Origin of the sequence: Flavobacterium sp. IMCC34518, assembly GCF_027111095.2 — a bacterium.
GTDB classification, from domain to species: domain Bacteria; phylum Bacteroidota; class Bacteroidia; order Flavobacteriales; family Flavobacteriaceae; genus Flavobacterium; species Flavobacterium praedii.
In genome coordinates, this window is the sequence record NZ_CP114284.2 from 2,013,039 (window position 1) to 2,031,028 (window position 17,990).

General features: G+C 35.6%; 13 protein-coding genes. 6 read left to right on the forward strand and 7 right to left on the reverse strand.

All coding sequences use genetic code 11. The features are described 5' to 3' along the window. Positions 1 to 283: 283 nt before the first annotated feature. The 5 genes from OZP06_RS08635 (at position 284) to OZP06_RS08655 (ending at position 8,047) form a co-directional block, all read left to right on the forward strand. Positions 284 to 2,713 carry a DUF4982 domain-containing protein gene (locus tag OZP06_RS08635; protein WP_281324490.1) on the forward strand — a complete coding sequence of 810 codons (2,430 nt, stop codon included), beginning with the start codon at positions 284 to 286 and terminating at the stop codon, positions 2,711 to 2,713. A 183-nt stretch (positions 2,714 to 2,896) separates the two neighbouring features. Continuing rightward, entirely contained in the window at positions 2,897 to 4,069 is a 1,173-nt protein-coding gene (gene galK, locus OZP06_RS08640) for a galactokinase (RefSeq protein ID WP_269221504.1), read from the forward strand. A 153-nt stretch (positions 4,070 to 4,222) separates the two neighbouring features. Further along, positions 4,223 to 5,272 carry a UDP-glucose--hexose-1-phosphate uridylyltransferase gene (locus OZP06_RS08645; protein ID WP_269221505.1) on the forward strand — a complete coding sequence of 350 codons (1,050 nt, stop codon included), beginning with the start codon at positions 4,223 to 4,225 and terminating at the stop codon, positions 5,270 to 5,272. A gap of 1 nt (position 5,273) precedes the next feature. Beyond that, entirely contained in the window at positions 5,274 to 6,290 is a 1,017-nt protein-coding gene (gene galE, locus OZP06_RS08650; RefSeq protein ID WP_281324491.1) for a UDP-glucose 4-epimerase GalE, read from the forward strand. A gap of 68 nt (positions 6,291 to 6,358) precedes the next feature. Next, positions 6,359 to 8,047: a sodium/sugar symporter gene (locus OZP06_RS08655; RefSeq protein ID WP_281324492.1), complete on the forward strand. Its 1,689-nt coding sequence runs from the start codon at positions 6,359 to 6,361 to the stop codon at positions 8,045 to 8,047. A 352-nt stretch (positions 8,048 to 8,399) separates the two neighbouring features. On the opposite strand, the gene OZP06_RS08660 is transcribed toward OZP06_RS08655, so the two are convergent. Together OZP06_RS08660 and OZP06_RS08665 are read right to left on the reverse strand one after the other, a co-directional pair. Beyond that, the gene (locus OZP06_RS08660; RefSeq protein WP_269221506.1) at positions 8,400 to 8,714 is read right to left on the reverse strand and encodes a helix-turn-helix transcriptional regulator; all 315 of its coding nucleotides are present in this window, start codon (positions 8,712 to 8,714) and stop codon (positions 8,400 to 8,402) included. Continuing rightward, complete coding sequence (locus OZP06_RS08665) at positions 8,690 to 9,034, reverse strand: type II toxin-antitoxin system RelE/ParE family toxin (protein ID WP_269221507.1); 345 nt, start codon at positions 9,032 to 9,034, stop codon at positions 8,690 to 8,692. Before OZP06_RS08665 ends, OZP06_RS08660 begins: the two co-directional genes overlap by 25 nt. A 246-nt stretch (positions 9,035 to 9,280) precedes the next feature. On the opposite strand from OZP06_RS08665, the gene OZP06_RS08670 reads away from it, so the two are divergent. After that, a complete protein-coding gene (locus tag OZP06_RS08670) occupies positions 9,281 to 11,200 on the forward strand; it encodes a glycoside hydrolase family 97 protein (protein ID WP_269221508.1) in 1,920 nt (639 codons plus the stop codon). 58 nt (positions 11,201 to 11,258) lie between these two features. Here the strand turns inward: OZP06_RS08670 and OZP06_RS08675 are convergent, their stop codons facing one another. The 5 genes from OZP06_RS08675 to OZP06_RS08695 all read right to left on the reverse strand — a co-directional run bounded on the left by OZP06_RS08675 (position 11,259) and on the right by OZP06_RS08695 (position 17,952). Beyond that, positions 11,259 to 11,717: an OsmC family protein gene (locus tag OZP06_RS08675; protein WP_269221509.1), complete on the reverse strand. Its 459-nt coding sequence runs from the start codon at positions 11,715 to 11,717 to the stop codon at positions 11,259 to 11,261. Positions 11,718 to 11,962: 245 nt separating this feature from the next. Further along, on the reverse strand, positions 11,963 to 13,150 hold the full coding sequence (locus OZP06_RS08680; RefSeq protein ID WP_281324493.1) for an aldose epimerase family protein: 1,188 nt from the start codon (positions 13,148 to 13,150) through the stop codon (positions 11,963 to 11,965). Positions 13,151 to 13,515: 365 nt separating this feature from the next. Further along, positions 13,516 to 15,024, reverse strand: coding sequence for an L-arabinose isomerase (gene araA, locus OZP06_RS08685; protein ID WP_269221511.1), 1,509 nt, complete (start codon positions 15,022 to 15,024; stop codon positions 13,516 to 13,518). Positions 15,025 to 15,057: 33 nt separating this feature from the next. Continuing rightward, a complete protein-coding gene (locus OZP06_RS08690) occupies positions 15,058 to 15,420 on the reverse strand; it encodes a hypothetical protein (RefSeq protein WP_269221512.1) in 363 nt (120 codons plus the stop codon). Positions 15,421 to 15,456: 36 nt separating this feature from the next. Continuing rightward, entirely contained in the window at positions 15,457 to 17,952 is a 2,496-nt protein-coding gene (locus OZP06_RS08695; protein ID WP_269221513.1) for a M4 family metallopeptidase, read from the reverse strand. Positions 17,953 to 17,990: the final 38 nt, after the last annotated feature.

Consider the following 17,990-nt stretch of genomic DNA (forward strand, 5'->3'; position numbering starts at 1 on the left):
TGCCTGGAAAGCTGATGGGAAACCTTCAATGGCATTGGATGCGTTTAAAGAATAGTTTTGATTCGAAAATGTTGAAACATATAAGTCATATAAGCTCTTAATTTGATTATAAGCAAGTGAAAATAATAGTTCATTTAAGCAAATGCTATTAGCCTTGTAAAGAAAGGTTTTAACTTATATTCTCTTTTAATAAGTATTTGGGCAAACAAATTTACTTTAACTTAAATGACTTATATGTTTATAATGAATTGTATAGATATTAAATAATTATACCTGTTTAAAAATGAAGAAATTGATATGTTTACTCGTTCTATTTTTAACATTCACACAATTGACATGGTCTCAAACACGTGAGGTTAAAGTTTTAGATGCCAATTGGAAATTTCAAAAAGGAAATGTTGAAGACGCTTTCAAAACGAACTTCAATGACTCGAAATGGGAATCAGTTACTGTTCCACACGATTGGGCAATTTATGGCCCTTTTGATAAAAATGTAGATATACAGAAAGTTGCCATTGTTCAGAATGGTGAAAATGTAGCGACCGAAAAAACGGGAAGAACCGGAGCTTTACCACATATTGGCACTGCTTGGTATCGCAATACTTTTACTTTGCCTAAAGATGCCAAAGGGAAAAAAGTGCTACTCCTTTTTGAAGGTGCTATGAGCGAACCTCAAGTGTATTTGAATGGGAAAAAAGTGGGAGAATGGACGTATGGTTATAGTTATTTTTATTTTGATGTTTCTCAATTCATCCAAGAAGGCGCTAATACTGTAGCTGTAAAATTAACCAATAAAGAATTTGCTTCCCGCTGGTATCCTGGAGCTGGTTTGTACCGAAAAGTAAGTGTTATTATTAAAAACAATGAAAGCATTGACCAATGGGGGCAATTTATCACCACACCTTTTATTAGCGATGCCGTGGCCAAAGTCAATATTAAGACCAAAGCTTCTGGTGAAAATACACGTTTGGTAACCACTATTTTTGATGCCGAAGGTCAAAAAGTAAGTGTAGAGGAGTCTTCTTTGCGCTTCGGTCAAGAGTTTGACCAAAATGTAAAAGTAGAAAATCCAAAACTGTGGAGTCCCGAAACACCTTATTTGTATAAAGCCGTTTCTCAATTGTATGTTGGAAATGCACTAAAAGATGAGATTGCCACCCGATTTGGAATCCGAGAGATTAAATATGAAGCCAATAAAGGATTTAGTCTTAATGGGAAAGTGACCAAATTCAAAGGGGTTTGCTTGCATCACGATTTGGGACCTCTAGGTGCTGCCGTTAACAAAGCCGCTTTGCGCAGACAGTTGACCATTTTGAAAGATATGGGCTGTAATGCCATTCGTAGTTCGCACAATATGCCTTCTTTCGAACAATTGGAGTTGGCAGACGAAATGGGCTTTTTGTTTTTGGCAGAGAGTTTCGACGAATGGGTTTTACCAAAAGTAGAAAACGGCTACCATCGCTTTTTTGATGAATATGCCGAAAAAGACATTGTGAATTTGGTGCAAGCCACACGAAATCATCCTTCTATTGTGATGTGGAGCTCAGGAAATGAAGTCCCAGATCAGTGGGGAGAAGCGGGTGTAAAACGTGCCAAATGGTTGCAGGAGATTTTTCATAGAGAAGACCCAACGCGTCCTGTAACCGTAGGAATGGATCAAGTGAAAGCGACTATGGAGTCTGGTTTTGGAGCTTTGTTGGATATTCCAGGACTCAATTATCGCGTGCATTTGTATGATGAGGCATTCAAAAAATTTCCACAAGGATTTATTTTAGGTTCCGAAACCGCTTCAACAGTGAGCTCTAGAGGAATTTATAAATTTCCTGTGGTGCAAGAAAAAATGAAGCAGTATCCAGACTTTCAATCTTCTTCGTATGATTTGGAAGCCTGTAGTTGGTCCAATGTTCCCGATGAAGATTTCGTACTTCAGGATGATAAACCTTGGGTAATTGGTGAATTCGTTTGGACCGGATTTGATTATTTGGGCGAACCAACACCTTATGACGAAAGCTGGCCGTCTCGCAGTTCGTATTTCGGAATTAACGATTTAGCAGGCTTGCCGAAAGACCGTTATTATTTGTACCGAAGCCGTTGGAACACCAAGGCCACTACGCTACACATCTTACCTCATTGGAATTGGGAAGGTCGCGAGGGACAAACAACTCCTGTTTTTGTGTACACCAGTTACAACAGTGCCGAACTTTTTATTAATGGCAAAAGTATGGGCGTGCAAACCAAAAACAAAAACACTCCGCAAAACCGTTACCGCTTGATGTGGATGGATGTAAAATATGAACCAGGAACGGTAAAAGTTGTTGCTTATGATGACAATGGCAAAGTTGCTGAAGAAAAGGAAATCCGAACCGCTGGCAAACCGTACCAAATTGTTTTGGATGCAGACAGAAAAACAATCACGGCCAATGGTGAAGATATATCTTTCGTAACTGTATCTGTAGTCGATAAAAATGGAATTCCTTGCCCAACAGCAACAAACCAGTTGAAATTTAAAGTTTCTGGAGCAGGTGCGTACCGCGCCGCTTGTAATGGAGATGCGACTTCACTCGAAATGTTCCATAAAGACATGATGAAATTGTTTAGCGGGAAATTGGTAGTATTGGTGAAATCGATAACAACTGCTGGCGATGTAAAACTAGAAGTAAATGGCGCGGGGCTTAAGAGTGGAAAACTTACTTTGGTATCAGAGAATAAATAAAAATTGACAGTCCGTGACTAATATTAAATCGATAAAAATTTGCCACAGATTAAAAAAATTTTCACAGATTCTTTTAATAAAGCTTGTAAAATCTGTGTGAATCTGTGTAATCTGTGGCAAAAAAAGACTTGGTACGAATTAGGGACACTCATGAAATCTAATATTTTTAACAATTTCAAAATAATGAACGATTTATTAATAAAAAAAACGACGGCATTTTTTCAGGAAAAATTTGGTAAAGCTCCCGAAAAAATTGTGCTTTCTCCAGGACGAATTAACATCATAGGAGAACATATTGATTATAATGATGGGTATGTTTTGCCCGCAGCTATTGACAAAATTATTTGTTTCGCTTTTGCAAAAAACAATTCAAAAACATCCAAAATTGTTGCGATTGACTTAAATGAAGAATTTGAAGTCGATTTGACTCAAACCATTTCATTGAGCAAAGTAGTTTGGACGAATTATATTTTGGGAGTTATCAAACAGTTGCAGGATAAAGGTCTTTCTTTTCAAGGTTTCGATTGTGTTTTTAGCAGTAATATTCCAGTTGGATCAGGATTGTCTTCATCGGCAGCTTTAGAATGTGGAACTATTTTCGGAATCAAAGAATTGTTCAATCTGTCAATTCCTAAAGTGGATATCGCTTTAATGGGACAAAAAGCGGAACACTGGGTTGGTATCAATTGTGGGATTATGGATCAGTTTTCGAGCGTGATGGGTTTAGAAAATAAAGTGATTAAAATCGATTGTAAAACATTGGAATACGAATACCACAACGCCGATTTCAATGACTATTCACTGATTTTATTTGACAGTAATGTGAAACATTCTTTGTTTTCATCCGCTTACAATACCAGAAGAGAAGAGTGCGAAGAAGGGCTTTCGATTATCAAAAGTAATTTTCCTGAGATTACTAGTTTCAGAGATTGTACCGAAAGTCATGTACTTCAATTAAAAGAAGAGATGGCACCAAATGTATTTGATCGATGTCATTATGTTGTTTTAGAAATTCATCGGGTAGCACTTGCTTGCGAAGCTTTGGATAACGGAAACATTGAAGCATTAGGGAAACTACTTTTTGAAACTCATGAAGGTTTATCCAAAGAATATTTGGTAAGCTGCGAGGAACTGGATTTTATTGTGGAAACTTTAAAACAAGAGGATGCCGTAATTGGTTCTCGTTTGATGGGTGGCGGCTTTGGTGGTTGCACGATTAACTTGATCAAAAAAGGACAAGAAGAAGCTATTAAAGAAAAACTGACAAAGTTGTATAAAGAAGCTTTTGATATTGATTTAAAAATTTATGATGTAAAGATCGGGAACGGTACATCATTATATGAGCCAGTACTTTAGAACTCTATAAATTATAAAAAAAATAAGCCACAAATTACACAAATTACACAAATTTTTTCAAAAGCCCTAAAAAAATAATTTGTGCTAATTTGTGTAATTTGTGGCAAAAAAAAGTACCGCATCGCTTTGCGGTAAAAAATTAAAAAAAATAAAATGAAAAATTTTGATATAAACGAAGATCCGCACAGACGTTTCAATCCATTAATTAATGAATGGGTTTTGGTGTCACCACACAGAGCCAAAAGACCTTGGCAAGGTCAAAATGAAAAAATTCATACCGACACACTTCCACAATATGACCACACGTGTTACTTATGCCCAGGAAATGAACGTGCCAATGGAGAAAAAAACCCCAATTATGAATCGAGTTTTGTTTTTGAGAACGATTTTGCTGCTGTAAAGCAAGAACCAATATTGTTTGAAGAGGAGATTAAACCAACTTTCTTCATGGCAAAACCAGAACGTGGTATTGCCAGAGTGGTTTGTTTCTCACCAAGACACGATTTGACTTTGCCTGAGATGGATGTTCATGCAATTGTAAGCATCATCAAAACATGGCAAAAAGAATATACCGATTTAGGAAATGTTGACTACATCAATCATGTTCAGATTTTCGAAAACAAAGGAAGTGTTATGGGATGTAGCAATCCACATCCACATGGACAAATATGGGCACAATCGTCTTTACCAACCCAAGTAGAGAAAACTCAAAACAGTCTGAAAGCTTATTTCGATAAAAACCAAAGCAATCTTTTGTTGGATTATTTGAAAGAAGAACTGGCACTTCAAGAACGTATTGTAATTGAGAATGAACATTTCGTGGCTTTGGTTCCTTTTTGGGCAATTTGGCCATTTGAAACGATGATTATCAGCAAACGCCATATCACAAAAATCACCGAGTTCACTTCTGAAGAAGTTTCTGCTTATGCATCTATTTTAAAAGTATTAACGATAAAATACGATAATCTTTTCGAGACCTCTTTTCCGTATTCTTCAGGTATTCATCAAGCACCAACAGATGGAGAAGATCATCCAGAATGGCAATTTCACATGCATTTTTATCCACCGTTGTTGCGTTCGGCTTCGGTAAAGAAATTTATGGTTGGTTACGAAATGATGGGAGAAGCACAAAGAGATATAACTCCAGAGAAAAGTGCTGCTGTATTGAAAGCACTACCTGAAGTTCATTATAAAAGCAAATAATATGAGTAAGATAGTAGTAACAGGCGGTTTAGGTTTCATTGGGTCACACACCGTTGTCGAATTGCAAAATCAAGGTTTCGAAGTAGTCGTGATTGATAATCTTTCCAATTCTTCAATTGAAGTTTTGGATGGTATTGAACGAATTACTGGTAAAAGACCAATTTTTTCAGGAATCGATTTAAGAGAAAAATTAGCTGTAGAAAGTTTTTTTATGGAACATATTGATGTTGCGGGAGTGATCCATTTTGCAGCATCCAAAGCAGTTGGAGAAAGTGTGAAGAATCCTCTATTGTATTATGAAAACAACTTAGGCGTATTGGTTTACATTTTGCAGGAATTAGAAAAAAAGGCAGCAGCACATTTTATCTTCAGTTCTTCTTGTACGGTTTACGGTCAAGCCGAAGTAATGCCTATTGCCGAAACAACTCCTATTCAACCCGCCTTATCTCCTTATGGGAATACCAAACAAATAGGGGAAGAGATCATATCTGATGTTGTCAAGGTAAGTGGTATCAACGCTATTTTGCTTCGCTATTTCAACCCAATCGGTGCGCATCCTTCTGGTGAAATTGGAGAATTGCCTATTGGAGTTCCTCAAAATTTGGTTCCATTCATCACTCAAGCAGGAATGGGTTTGCGTGCCGAATTATCGGTTTATGGAAATGATTACCCAACTGTTGATGGGACTTGTGTTCGCGATTATATTCACGTAGTCGATTTGGCGAAAGCCCACGTTATTGCTTTGCAACGATTATTAGAAAAAAAGAATGCCGAACCACTTGAAATTTTCAACTTAGGAACAGGTACTGGAAGTTCTGTATTGGAAGTGATTACCGCTTTTGAAAAAGTGAGTGGTCAAAAATTAGCATACAAAATTGTTGATAGAAGAGAAGGCGATGTAACCGAGGCATATGCCAATACTGATAAAGCTAATACAGTTTTAGGATGGAAAACGGTTTCGACCCTAGAAGATGCCATGGACAGTGCCTGGAAATGGGAACAAAAGATCCGAAGTTAGTTGGATTCACTGTAAAATGATTTTTTATTTAGAATATACAATTGCAATTAATTAATAAATTTTAACCAATGAACACATTACAAGTTTACGATTACCTAGTTTTTCTAGTGTATTTCTTTATAGTAGCAGGATATGGCTATTATGTTTACAAACGCAAGCAAACAAAATCCGTTTCGGCTTCACACGATTATTTTCTGGCCGAAGGTTCACTAACCTGGTGGGCGATCGGAACATCTTTAATTGCTTCTAATATTTCTTCGGAGCAATTTATCGCGATGTCCGGAAATGGATTCAAAATGGGTCTGGCAATTGCCACTTACGAGTGGATGGCTGCTTTAACCCTTATTATTGTTGCCGTTTTCTTTATTCCTGTTTACTTAAAAAACAAAATTTATACCATGCCTCAATTTTTGAGCGAACGATATAATGGTGATGTAGCTATGATTATGGCTGTCTTTTGGTTGCTGTTGTATGTGATTGTTAATTTAACTTCAATTCTTTATTTAGGTGCTTTAGCTATCAACGGAATTTCGGGAATCCAATTGGATTTGTGCATGTATGGTTTAGCGTTTTTTGCCATTGTAATTGCACTTGGCGGAATGAAAGTTATCGGATATACGGATGTTATTCAAGTAGTTTTCTTGATTTTTGGAGGATTGGTAACCACTTATTTGGCATTGGATAAAGTAGCCGAATTGAATGGACAACACGGAATGGTACAAGGTTTCAATTATATGTTTGACCAATCGGGTGATCACTTTAAAATGATTTTGAATAGAGACAATCCTAGTTTTCCAAGTTTACCAGGACTTACTGTATTATTTGGTGGGATGTGGATTGTAAATTTAAATTATTGGGGATGCAACCAATACATTACACAAAGGGCTTTGGGTGCTGATTTAAAAACAGCAAGAAGTGGTATTCTGTTTGCCGCCTTCTTAAAACTGTTAATGCCAATTATTGTGGTATTGCCAGGTATTGCCGCTTATGTTATTCACATGAAAGGTGGATTACAAACCGAAATGTTGGGTACTGATGGAATTTTAAATCCAGATAAATCGTATCCTGTGTTATTGAATTTATTGCCGGTAGGATTAAAAGGATTGTCTTTTGCTGCTTTAACTGCTGCAGTTGTAGCTTCCTTGGCAGGGAAAGTAAATAGTATTTCTACAATTTTTACACTGGATATTTTCAAGAAAAAAATTAGACCCAATGCAACAGAAAAACAATTGGTTCGAGTTGGTAAAATAACGGTTCTAGCTGCAATGCTTGTGGCAGTAATTATTGCACCATTTTTGGGGATTGACAAAAAAGGTGGGTTTGAATTCATTCAAGAATATACTGGATTTGTTAGTCCAGGAATTTTTGCAATGTTTATTCTTGGCTTTTTCTGGAAAAAAACGAGTTCGAATGCAGCTTTGTTTGCCACGATAGGAGGTTTTGTATTGTCTGTAATTTTTAAATTTTTGCCACAGCTTATGAATTTGGAATTCCTAAGCCGATATGGATTTGCTACTTTGGTGGAACAAAAAGATAAAACAATGGCCTATGAAATTCCGTTTTTGGACCGAATGGGTTTTGTGTTTGTAATTTGCGTGGCGTTGATGGTGGTTATCAGTTGGATTGACCATAAACGTGGACTCAAAGTAAAAGGTCTTGAAATTGATACCAAAATGTTCAAGGTTTCCAATGGTTTTGCTGTTGGTTCAATGATTATAGTTGGATTGTTAGTTGCTTTATATTCTATTTTCTGGTAAGATTTTAAGTTGGTTAAGTGTAAAAGGGAAGTAGTTTTTTAACTGCTTTCCTTTTTTTATGGATTATAAATGAGTTCAATTGTTATTTGTAAAGTTTAAGAATCAAAATCTTTTAAACAGTTTTGTTTTGCATTATAATAATAAAATAACTCATCGGGTGAATTTAAAATAAAAATTTAACCTCATAGATCATAGATTAATGCTAAATAGGTAAAGAATAAATAGAAATTGCACTATTTCAAACATAGAATAGCTCTGTGAATAGTAAAACGTCTATTTTTTTCTTTTAAAAACAATAAATTCTATGTATGTGGTAAAAAATGATTTCACTCAACGGGTTAAAATAGTTTTTTTATTTTATTTGTAATGTTAATCCTAATGCATTGATTATTTGTACAAAATTAGAAATTTGTAAATCGGTTTTGCCCTGTTCTATTTTGGCAATATAGGCTCGTTCTTTGCCTATTTGGTCTGCTAATTGTTGTTGGGTTAAATTCTTTTCTTTTCGTTTTTCTTTTATCAATTCACCATAATAAAAAGATAATGCTTTTTTTGAAAACTCTTCTCTCTCGATTGTACCCTGTTTGCCGTATTTATCATCCAAATAATCATTAGCGGTGGGTAACTCTCTTTTAATTTTTTCTATATCAAGTTTTGGTCTTGCCATTTTTCTAGAATTTTGATTGCTAATTTAATTTGCTTGTCGTAATCTTTGGTTGATTTCTTCATAAATCCATTTAGAAACAAAATATTTCTGCTTTGAGAAATATTGTCGTGGTCTATAGTAAAAACAATAATTCGATATTCATTATTAACCTGTATTCTGACTTCATAAAAGTCGGTATTGACTAATTTTTTTGCTATTCTACTGTTTATTACGGATTGTGTTATTATTATTTCTAATAGATATTCAATTTTGCCCTTTACATTGGTTTCTGAATGGTTTAAAAACTCTAAAAACTCCGATGTTTTAAATATAGTCCTCATTATTGCTTATACTTTACAAATGTAATTAATTCGTTACCATTAAGTGTTGTTTAAATTTGTTTTATACTCTGTTTCTATTGTTTTTTTGTTTATTACTTTAAAAACCTACTTTAATTTGAAAGAAAAGGTGTGATATATGAATAATTCTAAATTTTTTTTAGATTTAAAATTATAATTTAATTGCAACGTATTTTTTTTTCATTTAAATGTCGTAAACTTGTAAGTGTAAAATAAACACTTATTAATATGAAAAAAATATGCAGTATCCTTTTATTTGCTTTTTCACTAAATTCATTTGCTGAAACCCCTGCCAATTATTCGTTTCTTAATTCGGATAAAACGATAAAAGTTGAGTTTAACCTGAGCTCGAAGAAAACACCTTCTTATAAAGTTTTCTATAAAAATAAATTGGTTATCAATACTTCTGACCTTGGAATTGTTCGGGAGGATGCCAATTTTTATAATGATATGAAGATTATTAAAGTATCAGAAGCCAAAGCCGTAACTTCCAATTATTCGATGCTTCAAGGGAAACGAAAAAACATCCGTTATGCTGCCAACGAATATACAGTGAGCTTGCAAAACAAAATTGGAGAAGCCTTGGAAATTATTTTTCAGCTTTCCCATGATGGAATTGCTTTGCGCTACCATTTTCCTAAAAGTTCCATGGATATCAAGAAAATTACGGAAGAGAAAACCACCTATAATTTTGACGCTGCCACAAAAGCTTGGCTGCAACCCATGTCCAAAGCCAAAACAGGTTGGAAAGAAACCAATCCGTCCTACGAAGAGCATTATGCAATGGGCGTTCCTGTAAATACCAAGCCAGCGATTGGAGAAGGGTGGGTGTATCCGGCTTTGTTCAATGCCAATGACGCTTGGGTTTTGATTACCGAAACTGGATTAAAAGACAACTATTGTGGTAGCCGATTAGTGTATAATGATGCTTCAAAAGCACTGCAAGTTACGTTTCCGCAAAAGGAAGAGATTTTTCCAAACGGTGCTCTTAATCCAGAGTCACAATTGCCTTGGTACACGCCTTGGCGAATCATAACGATCGGTTCTTTGAAAACGATAACCGAAAGTACACTTGGAACCGATTTGGCCGATCCTGCGATTCCTATGGATACTTCTTTTATTAAAAGCGGATTGTCTTCTTGGAGTTGGGTTTTGCTAAAAGATGAATCCGTTAATTTTGAAACTACCTTGCAGTTTATCGATTATGCCTCCAGTATGAATTGGCCGTATTGCTTGATTGATGCGGATTGGGACACCAGAATAGGAGATGCCAAAATGAAGGAATTGGTAGCTCACGCCGCAGCAAAAAAAGTAAAATTATTGGTTTGGTATAATTCGTCTGGATCTTGGAATAGCACAGAATACCATCCAAAAGGGAAATTACTAACCCACGATGATAGAGACGCAGCATTTTCAAAACTAAAGGAAATGGGAATTGCAGGAATCAAAGTCGATTTTTTTGGTGGAGACGGACAATCTATGATTGCGTATTACCACGCGATGCTCAAAGATGCTGCAGCACATCAATTGATGATCAATTTTCATGGCGCGACTTTGCCTAGAGGCTGGCAACGTACCTATTCCAATTTACTGACTACCGAAGCAATTAAAGGCGAAGAGTATATTACTTTTACTCAAGAAACTGCCGATTTGCAGCCAAGCCATTGCACGATGCTCCCTTTTGCCAGAAACGTTTTTGATCCAATGGATTTCACGCCCATGGTATTGGATTCTATCCCGAATATCAAGCGCAAAACAACACCCGCTTTTGAGTTGGCTTTGCCTGTTTTGTTCTTATCAGGAATTCAGCATATAGCCGAAACACCTATGGGTATGGCCAAAATGCCAAAATATGTGGTCGATTATCTAAAAGACATTCCGACCAATTGGGATGACTCCAAATTCATTGACGGTTATCCCGGAAAATATATTGTTATAGCCAGAAAAAAAGACAACGTTTGGCATATCGTTGGGATCAATGGAGAAAATAAACCCAAAGAAATAGAACTTGATTTGTCATTTGTGACTAACGAATCAGGTTATGTTATTTTAGAAAACGAAAAGGGTTTTCAACAACTTCCAATATCAAAAAACACAAAACTGAAAGTAACAATGAAACCCAATAGTGGTTTTGTGGTGAAGATGTAGATTTTTTTATAACCATATAGGCCATATAAGATCATGTTAGTAAACTTATATGGCTTATTTATTTTACTTCACAGCTCGCATTATGCAAAACAGGGAAATTGCAAGAATTGGCTATAAAGCATAATTGATTTGCTTTTTGATGTAAATCCAAAGCCATTTGAATTTTATCGGGATTCGCAATTGTTACTTTTGGATTTAACTTTACCTCAATAAAACGCCCGCTTCCGTCAGGAGAAACCTCCAGTGTTGCTTCAGCATTGTCTGAATACTCCAAAACTTCTATTTCGTTTTGAGAACAGACATACAAATAGGACATCATGTGGCAGGAAACCAAACTGCTTAAAAGCAAATCCTCCGGATTGTACAATTCCGGATCCCCTTTGAAAGCTTTCGCAGCCGAAACATGTAAAACCGGTTTTCCTTCAATTATAATCTGGTGGCTTTTGCTGTAAAATCGCTTTGTTGAATCTTCCTGATTTGAAGTCCACTTTGCTACTGCTTTAAAGAGATGTTTCATTTTGGGTTTTGTTTGCTATCGCGAAGTTATGATTTTATATGCAGGTAATTATTAATCCGAAAAGGCGCAAAGTTATTAAGCCAAAAATAAAACGTAAAAGACGTTAAGTCTTTGCAGGTAATTTCACTCCATAAAAAAACCTCGGAAGCATAACCTCCCGAGGAACTTAAAACCAACAAACGTTAGTTTCTAGACTTGACTTTAAATAAATAACTAATCAATTAGCCAAAATCTAGTATTTTAAATTACTTAACCGAAAACTTAAAAGTTGTTTTTGTTTTATAGTTTTCTCCTGGACTTAACACAGTCGTAGGAAAATCTTTTTGATTGGGAGAATCTGGATAATGTTGTGTTTCCAAGCAAAAACCAGTTCTATGCGCGTATGTTCCACCGTTACGCATCGGTAAAGTGCCGTCAAGGAAGTTACCAGAATAAAATTGGATTCCAGGTTGATCCGTATATACTTCCAACAATCTTCCGCTTCCTGCGTGATATGCTGAGGCAGCAAAACGATCTCCTTTGCCTTGATTGTTCAAAACCCAGCAGTGGTCGTAACCCAATCCTTTTTTCAACTGATCGTCATTAGTATTAATTTCTTTACTAACAGCTTTTGGTTTTCTAAAATCGAAAGGCGTATTAGTTACATCCGTCAATTGACCTGTTGGAATAAGAGTTGCATCTACAGGAACCAATTTGTCTGCATCAATCGTGATTTCGTGATCCAAAATAGTTTTAGAAAAATCAGACGACAGGTTGAAATACGAATGCTGCGTTAAGTTTACCACCGTTTTCTTATCTGTAGTTGCTTCATACAAAACGTCCAAAGCATTGTCTTGGTTCAAAGTGTAGGTCACAAAAACCGTCAAGTTTCCTGGATACCCTTCTTCCATATCTTTGGCTACATACTTCAATTTTAGAGAAGCAGTATCTCCACCTTTGGCTTCTTCGGCAGTCCAAACCACTCTGTGAAAACCTTCCGGTCCTCCGTGCAAAGCATTTGGTTCGTTGTTGATGGCCAACGAATATTCTTTTCCATCCAAAGTAAATTTACCTTTCGCAATTCGGTTTCCATATCTTCCGATAAGAGCCCCAAAATACGGATTGGCTTTCATGTATTGTTCCAATGAATTAAAACCAATCACCACTTCTTCGGATTTACCCGCTTTGTTGGGTACTTTTAGCGAAGAAATTATACCACCATAAGTAATGATGTTTACTTCCATTCCTTTCTGGTTTTTCAGCGTATAGCGGTCTATTTGTACCCCTTTGTCTGTTTTACCATAAACCGTTTTCGCTATAGATACAGAATCAGTAGCTTTAGCTTCGAGAGCAGTTTCCGCTGCATCTTCTTTTTTTTCTCCTTTGCACTGCACATTCATACTTGCTAAACTTAAAATGGAAATTCCATAAATACAACGTTTTACTAGATTCATATTATTTTAATTTTTAAGACTTAATTCTATAAACAAAAATATTCTTATTGTGGGCGTGTCCCTTCGTAAAAACTACGGGTCGTGCTGTACGTTCCCGCTTTTTTTTGATCCCGAAAAAACGGGATCAAAAAAAGAGCTCCACTGCCATCACTCACGCGGAGTAGACCAACCTTTTTAGTTAAAAGATCTAATATCAAGGTTGTCTCTTTGAGTATCGGATTCTTATAAATCCTCACAGTTTGTCATTCCGAGGCACGAGGAATCACATAACGTGAGTCACCAGTGTGATTCCTCGTGCCTCGGAATGACATACACCTTAACTAAACTACATCAGAACTTTTACAAAACAAGCCCGCTTTTACCTATTACAAGCCGTGCTGAAACAAATGGAAATACGCTTCATTCGCATTGATTGTATCTTTGAAATTACGGATAGTGGTGTTGGCATCTATTACCAATAATTCGATGCCTGCAATATCGGCAAAATCTTCCATAAATTCAGTAGTTACCGCTTGGCTGTAAACCGTATGATGCGCACCACCGGCAAGAATCCATGCCGTAGCTGCAATATCAAGGTTTGGTTTGCAATCCCACAATACGCGAGCTACTGGAAGTTTTGGCAATTCAGCCATTGGTTTTACAGCCGTTACTTCGTTTACAATTAATCTAAAACGGGTTCCCATATCTACCAAAGATACGTTAATCGCATCACCGGCAGGGGAATTAAATACCAAACGAGCAGGATCTTCTTTACCACCGATTCCTAATGGATGTACTTCGCAATTTGGTTTTCCATCAGCGATAGATGGACAAATTTCAAGCATGTGCGATCCCAAAACATACGATTTCTCAGGGGTAAAGTGATACGTGTAATCTTCCATGAACGATGTTCCTCCTTCAAGTCCCACATTCATTACTTTCAATGCTCTAACCATTGCTGCGGTTTTCCAATCCCCTTCACCACCAAAACCATAACCATCGGCCATCAAACGTTGGGTTGCTATTCCAGGTAGTTGTTTCCAGGCGCCTAAATTTTCAAAAGTATCGGTAAATGCTCCAAAACCTCCTTCTTCCAAGAAAGCTCTCAGTCCCAATTCTATTTTTGCAGCATCCGCCAATGATTGTCTTTGTGCTCCGCCTTCTTTCAATGATGGAGTCAAATTATAAGAAGATTCGTAAACCGCCAATAAATCAGCTAATTGTTTATCAGTTACTTTTTCGATATGTTTGGTGACATCCGAGGAATCGAAACCATTTACAGCAACTCCAAAACGAATTTGAGCTTCTACTTTATCTCCTTCGGTAACGGCTACTTCACGCATATTATCACCAATACGGGCTACTTTTAGATTTTGCAATTCATTCCAACCTAGCGCTACTCTTGTCCAGTTTCCTATTTTGGTTTGAACGCGTTCGTCTTCCCAGTGACCAACAATTACTTTGCGTTTTTTACGCATTCTGGACATGATGAAGCCAAATTCTCTGTCTCCATGAGCCGATTGGTTCAAGTTCATGAAATCCATGTCGATTGAGGACCAAGGAATTTCGGCATTGAATTGTGTGTGCAAATGGCACAATGGTTTGTTCAAAATACTTAAACCTCCAATCCACATTTTCGCTGGCGAGAAAGTATGCATCCAAGCCACGATCCCAATACAGTTTTTGTTGGAATTCGCTTCCAAACATACATTCATGATTTGCGCTGGAGATTTTACTACATCTTTGTATACCAATTTCATTGGTAATTTAGAAGAGGCATCCAATCCTTTTGCTATTATTTGTGAATGCTCGGCTACTTTTCTTAGTGTTTCTTCACCGTACAATTCTTGGCTTCCTACTACAAACCAAATTTCTTTTTGAGTTATATCTATCATTATGTTTTGTTTAATCGTTTATTTGTTTAATTTTTATCTTGGATCTGTCCAAACGGTTTCTATAAGTGTTGCTTTGTCCCAGTCAATGCAGTCGTTTTGGGCACCATCGATACCGCCTAATTGGCAAAGGGCCTCACATTTTTCATTTGTTACACCTGAAACGCCATCAGGGAAACCTGGATTGAAATTAGTTAGATATACAGTTTCTCCTTTATAAGAGTATTTTACTACACTAGCTTTTGTTCCTGTATCAGGAGGCTTTGGATAATTTTTCAAGAATGTTTCTATTTGATTTTTTATGCATTCTGGATAATTATTTTTTATTGTTTCAGTATCATTTTTACTACATCCCAGCAGTGTGAATGAAAACAGAAGTATGTATAATGAATTTTTCATGGTATAAATATTTTTAGTTGATAATTAGACACTTTTTTATTCTACAATTACTTGATGACTTTCTGTTTGACCGTCAATGTTTATTTTCAATACATATATTCCTTTTTTATAATGACTAACATTCAATGAGGCAATATTGTTTATAACAGTAACACTGTCTTTTGTTTGCCCGTTCAAGTCATAAAGAGTAGCGGTAATTATAGAAGATGTTATAGGTGTGTTATTTTCATCAGATAATGAAATGTTTATAATGTTATCCGAAGGATTTGGATAAATTTTATAAATTGCTGTTTCTGCTGTTATTGTAGTACTTAATGAGCTTGTAGTAGATGTTGGACAACCACTAAACATTACATAATTATTATATGTGCTAGTAGAACATCCTAAAGTTGCTGTGGCAGCATAGGTAAAATAATTTTGGGTATAAGTGTTTAGTGATATTTTGAAAAGAAATACATTATTAGATGTTTTAGTATAAGTAACTCCTGTGGGTAAATTGGCAAAGGAATAACTGTATAAATGAGTTGCATCTGTATCGGTATTAGTAATTGTAAGGGTTATAAAACGATAAGCACCACAAGTTTCGCTTGTTTTTTGAACATTGAATCTTGGTAGTCCTATCCAAATGTTTTTGGTTACAATTTGACCGGAAATATTTGATGTAATGGTTGCTTGACCAGCACTACTTGTGTTTAATGCTTTTACAACAATGCTTGAATTTGAAGAGCTTACTATAGTTAAATTGTTGGATACACTCCAAACTACGTTTGAACTAGAAAGTAGATTTGTGATAGTGTAAGTGTAATTTAATGTATTGTCACAAATGGCATCGCTACCTATTATTTGAGCAGGAATACAATTGTTATTTCCTAAACCTACTGCATACCATGATTGACAAACTGTTGTAGATTCAACAGAATTAGCTCCATATAAATCGTTTGCCGCTTGTAGAGTTAATGTTCTTGCTTGAGTATAATTTGTTGTAGAAGTAAAATATACGGTTTCAGCTCTATATATAATTTTAGCGGCTTTATCTTTGCCAATACCAGCAACATTATAGCCATTTCCTAAATCATTAGTTCCTGACTTACCTTCGGCTAAAATATAAAACCAATGGTTTAAAATACCACTATTGTAATGAACACCTCCATTGTCACCAGTGCCAATATACCAATTTGTGCCATTGTACGTATCTGGTTGGGAATAAGATTTAGGACTTGACATAGATCGAAAAGCTGTTCCAGAAACAAGTTCTTCTCCAATTAAATAAGTTTGCTTGCTTGGATCAGCATAGTATTCAATCATTGCTCCCCAAATATCACTTAAGCCTTCATTAATAGCTCCCGATTCATTACTGTAGACCAAATTTGCTGAACTAGAACAAACAGCATGACCAATTTCGTGACCAACAACATCAATACTTGTTATAGCGCCATATGGGTATGAGCCATCACCATAAGTCATATATGAACCATTCCAGAAAGCATTGGTGTTATTTGAATACCCCATAGCAATTAAATCGGCATGGACATAATTTTTTAATACTGCACCATTTCCATTATAACTATTCCTATTATGTTTAGATAAAAAATAATCATAAGTTTTCTCAGCTCCCCAATGCGCATCTAGTGCTGCATTATCTTGATTTGAATTGTTATATTCAGCACTTGTCCAATTATTGTCAGTATCCAAAAAATCTGTAGCACTAGCATAATTTTTTGTTCTATTCATATTGTAAGTCTCAATGCCACTTCCGCGGGTATAATCTCTTAATTTATATTGACTTCCGACTAATTGTGTTTCTATAGTTTTTTGACCACTATATTTAGTGTCAGCATTGGCTTGAATGTCTTTTATTATGGCATCTTTAAGTAATATTTCTCCATTACGGGCATCTACGTATATGTAATTTCTTCCTAATGGACTTGAAGCATAAATGTCAAATTTATAAGCAAGTGTAGGTATTGGATTTTCTCCAAATAAATCTTTTTCTATAATTATCAATTCTCCTTTTGGATAATAGGTAGCAGTTGGGTCTTTTTGATCTTTTTTGAAAAAATCTTCATTCTCTTTATTTTCCCACATGTATTCCTTTGCACCTATATTTTTAATAGCATATGCTAACGCTTCCTTCTCTGTTAATTTAGCTTTTATCTCTAGATTTTGTGCGTCCACATATCTCCCATTAGAGGTTTTTAAAACACCATTTTCAGAAACTACGTTTTGAATTCCAAATTCAACTTTAATTCCTTTGTAAAATTGTTGCAATTTTTTGGTTTCAAATTTTTTATCAGTTTGAACACTACTAAGATTAACCTTAAACTCTACATTAGTATCAGTTTCTGAACTAAATTGTTTTTTCAAAAAGACATTCACATTCTTTTCGTCTGAATTAATTTTGGTTTCATTGAAATTAATAAGTTCAGCTTTTCCTCTTGAATTCCTAATTGTAATCTCGTTCTCTTTTACTTGAGATAAAATAGACAGAGTAATAAAAAACAGACCTGTAAAGAGTAAAATTCTTTTTTTCATTTTTTTATTGTTCTAGTTATTTTGTTTTTATTAGATTG